The 10,613-nt window shown below is 74.1% G+C and carries 5 protein-coding genes and 1 pseudogene; 3 read left to right on the top strand and 3 right to left on the bottom strand.

The genetic code is table 11. From position 1 onward, the window contains the following. Positions 1-2,585 (top strand): DEAD/DEAH box helicase (locus ACFW2E_RS30460; protein ID WP_384470293.1); only part of this gene is annotated, 2,585 nt, incomplete at its 5' end. Here ACFW2E_RS30460 and ACFW2E_RS30455 read toward each other — a convergent pair. Then, positions 2,527-4,575: an SAM-dependent methyltransferase gene (locus ACFW2E_RS30455; protein WP_384470292.1), complete on the bottom strand. Its 2,049-nt coding sequence runs from the start codon at positions 4,573-4,575 to the stop codon at positions 2,527-2,529. The genes ACFW2E_RS30460 and ACFW2E_RS30455 overlap by 59 nt on opposite strands. A 315-nt stretch (positions 4,576-4,890) precedes the next feature. Here ACFW2E_RS30455 and ACFW2E_RS30450 point away from each other — a divergent pair. Next, positions 4,891-5,325 (top strand): annotated as a pseudogene (locus ACFW2E_RS30450) (zinc ribbon domain-containing protein); the annotation flags it as partial. On the opposite strand, the gene ACFW2E_RS30445 reads toward ACFW2E_RS30450, so the two are convergent. Then, a complete protein-coding gene (locus tag ACFW2E_RS30445) occupies positions 5,309-8,251 on the bottom strand; it encodes a BREX system ATP-binding domain-containing protein (RefSeq protein WP_384470291.1) in 2,943 nt (980 codons plus the stop codon). The pseudogene ACFW2E_RS30450 and the gene ACFW2E_RS30445 overlap by 17 nt on opposite strands. Continuing rightward, positions 8,166-8,639 (bottom strand): hypothetical protein, encoded by a 474-nt coding sequence (locus ACFW2E_RS30440; RefSeq protein WP_384470290.1) that lies wholly within the window; start codon positions 8,637-8,639, stop codon positions 8,166-8,168. The genes ACFW2E_RS30445 and ACFW2E_RS30440 overlap by 86 nt, the downstream gene beginning before the upstream one ends. Positions 8,640-9,115: 476 nt before the next feature. On the opposite strand from ACFW2E_RS30440, the gene ACFW2E_RS30435 reads away from it, so the two are divergent. Further along, a complete protein-coding gene (locus ACFW2E_RS30435; RefSeq protein WP_384470289.1) occupies positions 9,116-10,336 on the top strand; it encodes an aminotransferase class V-fold PLP-dependent enzyme in 1,221 nt (406 codons plus the stop codon). Positions 10,337-10,613: the final 277 nt, after the last annotated feature.

The raw sequence follows: 10,613 nt of genomic DNA, 5'->3' as shown, positions 1-10,613 counted from the left end.
TCGTGCGCGCCCGGCGCGATCCGGCCGCCCACCCCGCCACCGCCTGCTGGGGCGCCGCCGCCCTGCACGCGCTGCGGCTCGCCGCCCGCGGCCGCCTGCTGCCCGGCCTGACACCCAGCGGACACGACGCCTGGCGCGCCGGTCCCCTGGAGCCCGACGACATCGCCCATCTGCGGGCCGTCGCGGCGGCCCTCCCCGCCGAGGGCCACGCCGTGCCCCTGCCCGGCCCCGGCCCGCTGCTGCTGCCCGATCCGGAAGCCCTGGTGCGCTCCTTCCTCGACGCGGTCGCGGACACCCTGCCCCGCACCCCGGCCGCGCCGTACACCGCCGGGAAGCCCTTTGCCGCCCGTGAGCCGCAGCATCTGCCGGGCGCGCACGAGTGGGCCGCGGAGGTCGCCGCCGGGATGGACGCGGGCGTGCGGATCTCGCTGCGCCTGGACCTGTCCGCGTACGACCTGTTCGACGCCGGCGCGGGCGGTGACCGGGCGCGCGGCGCGGGCGCGGCGATCGTCCAGGTGCACAGTCTCGCCGACCCCACCCTCGTGGCCGACGCGGCGGCCCTGTGGGCGGGCGAGGCCGACGCCGCGTTCGGCCCCCGGGCGCGCGTGGACGCGGCGCTGGCCGTGCGCCGTGCCGCCCGCGTGTGGGCGCCGCTGGACCGGCTCTCCGAGCAGGACGTGCCCGACGTACTGGCCCTGTCCGAGGAGGAGCTGGGCGAACTGCTCGGCGTGGCGGCGACCCGGCTCGCCGCGGCCGGCGTCGCCGTGCACTGGCCCCGGGACCTGGCACAGGATCTGAGCGCGGCCGCGGTGGTACGGTCCGCGCCCGGCTCGGCGACCGACGGCAACGGCTTCTTCGAGAGCGAGGAGCTGCTCCAGTTCCGCTGGCAGCTCGCGCTGGGCGGCGACCCGCTCACCGACGCCGAGATGGACGCGCTCGCCGAGGCCCACCGCCCGGTCGTCCGGCTGCGGGACCGCTGGGTGCTCGTCGACCCGGCCCTCGTCCGCAAGGCCCGTAAACGCGAACTGGGCCTGCTCGACCCGGTCGACGCCCTGTCCGTCGCGCTCACCGGCACCGCGGAGATCGACGGAGAGACCGTCGAAGCCGTGCCGGTGGGCGCGCTGGCCGCCCTGCGCGACCGCCTGACGGCCGGACTCCGCCCGGCCGAGCCGCCCGCCGGCCTGCACGCCACGCTGCGCGACTACCAGCTCCGGGGACTGGCCTGGCTCTCCCTCATGACCTCGCTCGGCCTGGGCGGCTGCCTCGCCGACGACATGGGCCTCGGCAAGACGATCACGGTCATCGCCCTGCACCTCGAGCGGGCCCGCGAGGAGCCCACGCTGGTCGTCTGCCCGGCCTCCCTGCTCGGCAACTGGCAGCGGGAGATCGCCAGGTTCGCCCCCGGCGTCCCCGTCCGCCGCTTCCACGGCCCGGACCGCACCCTCGACGACCTGGACGGCGGTTTCGTCCTCACCACGTACGGCACGATGCGGTCGACGGCCCCGCGGCTGGCCGAGCAGCCCTGGGGCATGGTGGTCGCGGACGAGGCACAGCACGTCAAGAACCCGTACTCCGCGACGGCGAAGGCACTGCGCACGATCCCGGCCCCCGCGCGCGTGGCCCTGACCGGCACCCCGGTGGAGAACAACCTCTCCGAACTGTGGGCCCTGCTCGACTGGACGACCCCCGGGCTGCTCGGCCCCCTGAAGTCCTTCCGCGCCCGGCACGCGCGCGCCGTGGAGAACGGCGAGGACGAGGAGGCGGTCGCCCGGCTGGCCCGCCTGGTGCGCCCCTTCCTGCTGCGCCGCAAGAAGTCCGACCCGGGCATCGTCCCGGAACTGCCGCCCAAGACGGAGACCGACCACCCGGTCCCGCTCACCCGCGAACAGGCCGCGCTGTACGAGGCGGTGGTGCGGGAGTCGCTGCTGGCCATCGAGACGGCGCAGGGCATGGCCCGCCGGGGCCTGGTCCTGAAGCTGCTGGGCGCGCTCAAGCAGATCTGCGACCACCCCGCGCTGTATCTGAAGGAGGAGGCCCAGGGCGACGGCCGGCCCGCCCGCTCGGGCAAACTCGCCCTGCTCGACGAGCTGCTGGACACCCTGCTGTCCGAGGACGGCTCGGCGCTCGTCTTCACCCAGTACGTCGGGATGGCCCGCCTCATCGCCTCTCACCTCTCCGCCCGCGCCGTCCCCGTGGACCTCCTGCACGGCGGCACGCCGGTTCCGGAACGCGAGCGCATGGTGGACCGCTTCCAGAGCGGGCGCACCCCGGTGCTGATCCTGTCCCTGAAGGCCGCGGGCACCGGCCTGAACCTGACCCGCGCGGGCCATGTCATCCACTTCGACCGCTGGTGGAACCCGGCGGTCGAGGAGCAGGCCACCGACCGCGCCTACCGCATCGGCCAGACGCAGCCGGTCCAGGTCCACCGTCTCGTCACGGAGGGCACGGTCGAGGACCGCATCGCCGAGATGCTGGCGTCCAAGCGTGCGCTGGCCGACGCGATCCTCGGCTCGGGCGAGTCCGCCCTCACCGAACTGACGGACCGCGAGCTGTCCGACCTGGTGTCGCTGCGGAGGTCGTCGTGACGGGCGGGGAACGGCGTCCCGGCGACGCCGCCCGCCGGGCACTGAGGGCCGCGCGGGAGCGGGCGGGCACGGCGGCACCGCCCGAGGAGACGCCCGAGGAGACGCCCGAGGGGGCGCCCGCGGGGGCGATCGCGCGCGGGGCGCGGGTGTCCGCGGAGCACGCCGGGGCCGAAGCGCAGGCGCCCGGAGCCGAGGCCGAGCGCGGAGCCGACACGCCCGTCGCCGAGGGAGCGAGGCCCGGGGACGTCGCGCGGGCGGCCCTCCGGTCGGCCGTTTCGGCGCGACGCGATGAGGGCCGCGCCCAGGAGACCGGTCCCGGCGAGGAAACGCCGGGCACCACCGACGGAGCCGGTGACCCACCCGCTCCACGGGCCGCCGCGGAGCGGGCCGGTGCGACGGTCCCTCCCGGCGGGCGTCCGGGCGATGCCGCCCGGGAGGCGCTGAGGGCAGCCCGGCAGAAGGCGGCGCAGAACACGGCGGACCCCGAGGGCCCGGAGACCGGCGTTCGGCGGCGGCCGACCTCCGCGTCCGGTACCGCCTCGGCGGCCCGGGGCCCCCCCCGCGGGGGCGCGCCCCCCCCCCCCACGACGTGGTCGGGCAGCCGCTCGCGGAGATGGCCGCGCAGGACGGCCTCCAGGTCCACGGTGCCGTCGAGGGCGGTCGGCACGTTGGCGCACTCCTCGACGGCGGCGGCAGGTGCCACGTACACGCCGGTCAACGGGCCCGCGGGGACCAGGTCCGGGTCGACGAAGACGATGTCGAGCAGTTCGGCGCCCTCCCCGGACCAGGTCGGCAGGGCCCGGTAGCCCAGGTGCTCGCCGGCCGCGCACAGGGCCTCCGGGTCGGGAGCGGGTGCGTCCTGGGGGGCCAGGTCGACGCTCTCCAGCGGATTGTCCAGGGACCGCATCGCGCAGTACTCGTCGTGCACCCGGCGGTTGGGGATCCCGGCCAGCCGCAGCACGGCGGGGCGGTGGGCGTTGAGGCGGTCCTCGGCCTCCGCGACGGAGGAGACCTCACGGCCCCAGCGGACGACGGGCGCTGCGGTGAGGTCGGCGGCCGGCTCGGCGGTGGACAGGACGGCCTCGTAGCGGTAGCGGGTCAGCTCGTTGTGGTGGGCGCCCCGCTTGACGCGTACGTCCACCGTGCGCAGCGCCGGCAGTTCACGGGTGAGGGCGGCGAACAGGGCGGGGGAGAGCAGGAGTTCGGTCTCCGCGGCCATGCGCCTGTCGACGGAGCGGCGCAGCGCCTCGCGGCTGTCCCCGGCCGCGCCCGGCCGCGACAGCTCCGCACCGGTGTGGAGGCAGCGGGCGAGGTCGAGGTTGCGCAGGTCGCCCAGCAGGACGGAGCCGCCCGGGGCGAGCAGCGGCAGCAACCGCTCGACCACGGTGCGCAGGTGGGCCAGGCTGGGGAAGTACTGGACCACCGAGTTGACGACGATCGCGTCGAAGTACCCGGCGGGCAGCCCGGTGGTGTCCTCGGCGCCCTGGCGGCGCAGCCGGACCTTGTCCCGCAGGACCGGGTCGGCGTGCGTCCGGGCGGTGAGCGCGGTGACGGCGGAGGCGGCGAAGTCGGTCGCCCAGTACTCCTGGACGTCCTCCTCACGGGCCAGACGGTCCATCAGCAGTCCGGTGCCCACGCCGATCTCCAGGATCCGGCGCCGCGGCAGCTCACGCACCCGCTCCAGGGCGGCCGCCTGCCACTCGCGCATGTCCTCGAGCGGGATCGGCAGCGCGTCGTAGGCGCTGTTCCAGCCCCTGAAGTCGCCCTCCGGCCCGGCCACCCCGGGGCCGACGGCGTACAGGGCTTCGTGGATCTTCCTCCACCCGGCGATCTGCGCGTCCTCCGCGACGGCCGCCGCCACCGGAGCCGCGGGCACCACGTGCGCGACGAGCCGCTCGTCGCCTTCCTCCGTCCCGTGCACGGACACCGCTGCCGCGGACACGGCCGGGTGAGCGGTCAGTACCGACTCGATGAGGCTGGAGATGGACATCAGCACTCGCTCCTTACGACACGACAGCGCGTTCCGGCTTGGCAAAACCTTGCCAAGATGCTGGCAAGGTGCTCCTGAGGATGCGTCTCGGAACGGTGGAGCGGTGCTTGAGCCGCAGGTGGGAGGGGGTGGTTCCGTGCCAGTGGGAGGGGGACGTGTTGCCAGGTGGCGAGAGCCGGGCCGCCCACGGTCACACAGTGCTGGGCGAGTTCCGTCGACGAATGACCAGGAGCCCAATCGGCCTACTGCCAAGCCTTGTCGGCGTATGGCCTCCTGGTCAGGCGGGCGTGAGGGGTCCGGCACGCCAAGGCTGAAAGCGCCGGACGGGAAGTCGTCGCCGTCGGCCCGCGCAACGCCTCCCGCACCTGTCCCGGATGCGGGCACACCGCGAAGGAGAACCGGCCCCCACAGGAGAAGTTCCACTGCGTCTCGTGCGGCCGCAACGCGCACGCCGGCACGGTGGGCGCCGTCAATGTTCTACGGGCCGGGCTGGTCCGTCGCGACGCCAACCCGGCATGGCGAGAAGCCCCGTCCTCCAGGACGGGGCGGCGTCACGGCGCCTTGCTCACGGGACCGGTCACGGCGGGAGACCTACTTCTTCACGTGCGGCATGCACCGGGACGCCGCAGCGGGGGAACGCCGGCGACCGGATCACAGTTCGGTCCGTATGCGCCTGACCCCCGATTCCCCCAGTACATGCGGCAGTTGCCGTACGGCAGGACCGCCGCCCGGGTCAGCCGGTCACCGTGACGCCACCGGCCGGGGCACGGTCCAGGTCCGCGGGAAGGCCGGTGCGTCCGGGGACACCCAGCTTGCGGTAGACGCGTGTCAGGTGCTGCTCGACCGTGCTCGACGTGACGTACAGCCGCGCCGCGATCTGGCGGTTGGTCAGCCCCTGCGCCGCCAGCGCCGCCACCCGCCGCTCGGATTCGGTCAGCGACTCCGGCGCGGCCACGCCGTGGACGACGACACCACCGGAACCGGGCAGCATCTGGTCGCGCAGGGCGACCGCCCCCATCTGCTGGGCCAGGTTCCAGGCGGCACGCAGAGTGGCCGCCCCCTGTGACGGGCCGCCGTCCGCGTGCAGGGCGTGCCCCAGGTCGGCCAGGGCCCGTGCGGTCTCCAACCGGGCTCCGCCGCACCGTAGTTGCTCCACGGACTGACGGAGCAGAACACTGCGCCGGTCGGGTTCGGAGGCGGCGGCCAGCGACCGCAGGGACAGACCCCGTACCCAGGGACGCCGGGCGTCCGGCAACGCCAGCTGTTCCTCCGTCAGCTCGCGCGCCTGCCGGACCCTGCCCAGCCGCAGCAACGCCTGGGCCGCGTCCGTACGCCACGGCAGGCACGCCGGCCGGTCCGCCCGCCACAGCTGCACCGTACGACCGATCCTGCGGAAGTCGGCGAGCGCGGCCCGGGCCCGTCCCAGGTCCAGCTGGTGCAGGCCGCGGGCGCGCAGATACTGCAGGCCGTACAGGGTGTTCAGCACCCGTCGGGTGACGGGCAGCCGGGTGTGTCCAGCGGCCTCGGCGTACCGGCCGAGCGCGCCGCAGGCCTCGACGAGCACCGCGACCGGTCCGTAGCGGAAGGATCCGCCGCCGCCCGCGGGCAACGCCTCGAGTGCCGCCGTCGCATGCGCATGGGCGCCCCGCACGTCGCCCATTCGCAGCAGTGCCTCCGCGTGCAGCGTCGCGAAGACCGCGCGCCAGCCGGGCGCCCCGGCCGCCTCCGCCTCCTCCAGCAGCCGCCCGCTCGCCGGCACGGCACTTTCCGGCCGGTCGGAGTAGAGCAGTGTGCGCACCGCCACCACCAACTGGGCCAGCCCGTCGTCCGTCAGCCGCGTCGACCGCAGCAGCGTCTCGGAGTCCGCCGCACGGGTGTCGAGCAAGGTGTCGAAAGGGGTATCGACAGGGGATTCGACGGCGACGGGGGACTCGACCGTGGTGTCGTCGCGGGCCCCGAGCAGTGCGGCCGACTCGGCGATCCGTCCCTGCGCGAGCAGCATCCCGGCCAGCCGCGACCGGTGCTCCGCCGCCGCGGCCACGTGCGCACGCGGGCCCGTGGCGAGCGCGGCCAGCCGCTGCTCGGCGGCCTCCGGATCGCGGCGCGCGGCGATCTGCGCGAGCCGCAGGGCCACACCGGTGCGGGCGGCCTCGTCAGGGCAGATTCCGTGGGCCAGTTCGAGGAGGCGCTCGGCCTGCTCGGTACGGCAGCCCCCGGGGCGCCGGGCCAGCAGGTCCTCGGCGGTGTGCATCAGGAGGGTGAAGTCCTCGGGGCGTACGGGCACCCGTAGGCCCTCCGCCCGAGGCGCGAGCAGGTGGTCGGCCACCACGTCGGCGGGCGCTGCCGCCGCGGCGAGCGCGAGCGCGGCCCGTCGGTGCAGGTCCGCGCGGAGGCGGGGTGAGGTGTCCGCGAGTACGGCGGCCGGGACGGACGGGTGCCGGAAGCGGACACCGTCGAGCAGACCGCACGCGCGCAGGGCGGCCGGACCGGCAGCGGTGGCGTCGGGAGACGTGGCGGGTCCGTCGGCGTCGGGGCGCAGCATGCGGTTGACCAGGGACTCGGTGGCCCGGTCCGCCAGGATCGCCACCGCCCGGGCCGTCGCCAGGGCGTTCGGGCCACTGCGCCGCAGGCAGGAGGCGACGGCCGCGGCGAACGGCCCGTCGAGAGCGGGCGCCGACGGCGGCGACGCGGTGGCGACACGGTCCTCCTCCAGCAGCGCACGCAGAAGAAGCGGATTGCCGCCGGTGATGTGGTGCAGCTCCACGGCCGTGCGAGCCGTGCGAGCCGTCCGGGTCGCCGTGACCTCAGTGTCCTCTGCGACCTCCGTGACGTCCGCGACCTCCGCGGTCTCCCGGCGCGTCAGCAGACCGAGCCTGATCCGGCGGAAGTGCGGCTCGCGTGTCGACTCGGTCCCGAACAGGGGCTGCTGCTCTTCCGAGTACGACGAGACCGCCGCGACCACCAAGACCGGGGCCGGCCGGACGTGCCGTACCAGATACCTGAGGTGATGCAGGGACTGCGCGTCCGCGTGGTGCACGTCGTCCAGGCACAGCACGACCGGCCCGGCCAGGGCGAGGTCGCACAGCTCCGCGCAGAACGTCCGCATCGCCTCCCCGGTCGGCCCGGCGTCCTCGGCACCGGTGCGGGGCAGGGCGAATGCCGGGGCGCTGCCGACCAGTTGGCGCAGCAGCCCGAGCGGCACCCGGTGTCCGGCCTCGGTGGCGGTCGCGGTGAGCACCAATGCTCCGGCGGCTATGGCCCGTTCGGCCACGGCGTCCAGGAGGTGGCTCTTGCCGCAGCCGGCGGCGCCCTCGATCACTACCACCCGGGAACGTCCCACCGCACAGGTGGCGAGGACCGTCTCCAGAGCACCGGCCACGGATGCCCTGCCAGCCTGCGTCATGTGCCTGCCCTTCGCTGGAACCGCGCTGGTCGGGGCAAGGATGGGATCACCGCCTTTAAGGGAGGTGGAGCCGGGACGGAGGTGGCGACCGGGCAGGCGGCCCCCCGGAACGCCCGAAGCCCCCGCGGCGGCACGGTGGCCGGCGGGGGCTTCTCGGTGAAGAGGGCTCCGTTGCGCAGAGCGAAGGTCAGACGGCGGCGACGGTGGGCCAGCCGATGTCGTTCGTGCCGGTGGCGGAGACGGTGCCGGCGGTCTTGGGCCAGCCGATGTCACCGGTGGTCTTGGCGGAGACGGCGGTGGCGGTCTTGGGCCAGCCGATGTCGTCGGTGCCGGTGGCGGAGACGGTCGTGGCGGTCTTGGGCCAGCCGATGTCGTCCGTGCCCGCGGTCGACGCGTTCGTCGCGGTCTTCGGCCAGCCGATGTCACCGGTGGTCTTGGCGGAGACGGCGGTGGCGGTGGGCCAGCCGATGTCGTCGGTGCCGGCGGCCGACGCGTTCGTCGCGGTCTCGGGCCAGCCGATGGCGTCCGTGGTGGTCGCCGGCCGCGTCGCGGTGGTCGGCCAGCCGATGGCCTCAGCGGCGGCGGCGCTGACACCCACGGTGGAGAAGGCGGTGGCGGCGACGGCGGCGGCGGTGGCGGCGATCCGGGTGATGCGGTTCATGGTGGGCTCCTCTGTGTCAACTTCACTTCGGCTGCTTGGCAACCTCTTGCCAAGAAGGTTGGCAATGAAATCTCGTAAATCGCTGGGGAATTGGTCGAAATAGGCTCAAGAACGGCGTCAGAAGCGCCCCAGAGCACCGGATGGCGCATCCGAATTGCCACACCGAACACCACATGACCTGCGCAAACACACTGTCTTGGCAGAACGGGAACCCCTCTGCCAGAACTTGGCAATTCCTAGGGAACGGAGCCGGGCAGAACCGGGACCGAGGCCAGAAAGGAGCCAGAAGTGCCTGGCAAAGCCTCTCCACTAGAGCGCCGCCTGAGCCCACGTTGCCAACCCCTCGTACTTCTTGGCAATCTGTTGCCAAGCAACAGGCAAGCAATTGCCCCATCGCACGGGGGGAGGCCCCTGAAGTGAATGCGACGTCCCACAGCGACCGAATGGTCCACCTGAACTCGGCTGGTCTGGGCCGCATGCCCGCAGCCGTACGCGCGGTCCTCACGGAATGGACGCGCCACGACGACCGATACGGCTCCTACGAGCTGGAAGAGCACCTCGACGACGTCGTCCACGACGAGATCGACGAACGCCTCGCCGCGCTGCTGGGCACCCCGGCCGGCGAAACCACCCTGTTCACCGGCGCCGCCGACGCGTACGCCACCCTCCTCGCCCGCCTTCCGCTCGGCCCGGGCGACCGCATCTGGACGACTCCCTACGAGGGCGCCGCCAACCTCACCGCCCTGTACGCCCTGCGCGACCGCACCCGCTGCACGCTGGAGGTCGTACCGCTGCGCCCGGACGGCGACCTGGACCTGGAGTGGATGGCCACCCACATCGACGACGACGTCGCCCTCGTCTCGGTGACCTACGTCCCGGCGGGCTGCGGCATCGTCAATCCCGTGGAGGACGTGGGCCGCATCCTCGCCCCGCACCGCTGCGTGTACGCCGTCGACGCCTCCTACGCGGTCGGCCAGTTCCCCGTGGACGCGGCCCGGATCGGCAGTGACCTGCTCACCGGCGACGGCTGGCGCTTCCTGCGCGGCCCGCAGTCGGTCGGCTTCGCCCACACGTCGCCGCGGCTCAGGGCTCTGCTGGGGCCGGCCGGTGCCGAACCGGTCGTACCGCCGCACGGCGCTGCCGTGGCCGCGCTGAACACGGCACTGGCCGAGCACACCACGGCCCTGCCGGACGAGGACCTGGTCGCGGAACTCCGCGCCGTCGTCGAGAAGGCACCGGGCACCGAACTGATCGCCCCCGGGCGGATCCAGTCCGGCATCCTCACCTTCCGGCACGACGAACTGTCCGCCGCGGTGGTGCGCCGGGAGCTTGCGGCCCGGGGTGTCGTCGTATGGAAGACGGTCGCGCAGGAGACCCCGCTGTACCTGCCCGCTCTCGGCGTCACGACGGCGGTGCGCGCCTCCGTCCATCACGACAACTCACCTCAGGACATCGCCCGGTTCGGTGAGACGCTGCGCGAGGTCCTGGAGCATGGACGTCCCCGCACCCCGGCGCCCGTGCCGCCCGCACCCGCGACCACGCACAGCACCGTCACCGACCTGGCGCAGTGGCGCGGCCGACGAGCCGGCGAACCGGGTACGGACGCCACCGCCCCCGAGGCGGTCGCCGCGGGCACGCGCAGGCCGCGGCAACCGCGCGACGGACGCCCCAACCTGACGCTGCACCGGACACGGTGATCCCGTCGGCGCGACCGGCGTGGGACCACGCGCGAGTGCCCCTCTAACGACCCTGACTAGCCTCTGGCCTGGCCACGTGTACGACCCACAACCCACAGGGACTGACAGGAGCCGACACGCGCATGTCCGTGGAAACCACCATGCCCCCCGGTACGGCAGCGTCACCCACCAAGCAGATCCGTCGCCTCGACCGGGTGATCATCCGGTTCGCGGGGGACTCGGGTGACGGTATGCAGCTCACCGGTGACCGGTTCACGTCGGAGACGGCGTCCTTCGG

Origin of the sequence: Streptomyces sp. NPDC058964 (genome assembly GCF_042741275.1) — a bacterium.
GTDB lineage: Bacteria > Actinomycetota > Actinomycetes > Streptomycetales > Streptomycetaceae > Streptomyces.
This window is presented reverse-complemented; position numbering and strand designations above follow the sequence as displayed.

Bases quoted from the DNA above. Each gene is read 5' to 3' on its own strand.
- ACFW2E_RS30455 (WP_384470292.1), bottom strand. From the start codon at position 4,575: ATGTCCATCTCCAGCCTCATCGAGTCGGTACTGACCGCTCACCCGGCC.
- ACFW2E_RS30440 (WP_384470290.1), bottom strand. From the start codon at position 8,639: ATGAACCGCATCACCCGGATCGCCGCCACCGCCGCCGCCGTCGCCGCC.
- ACFW2E_RS30435 (WP_384470289.1), top strand. From the start codon at position 9,116: ATGCCCGCAGCCGTACGCGCGGTCCTCACGGAATGGACGCGCCACGAC.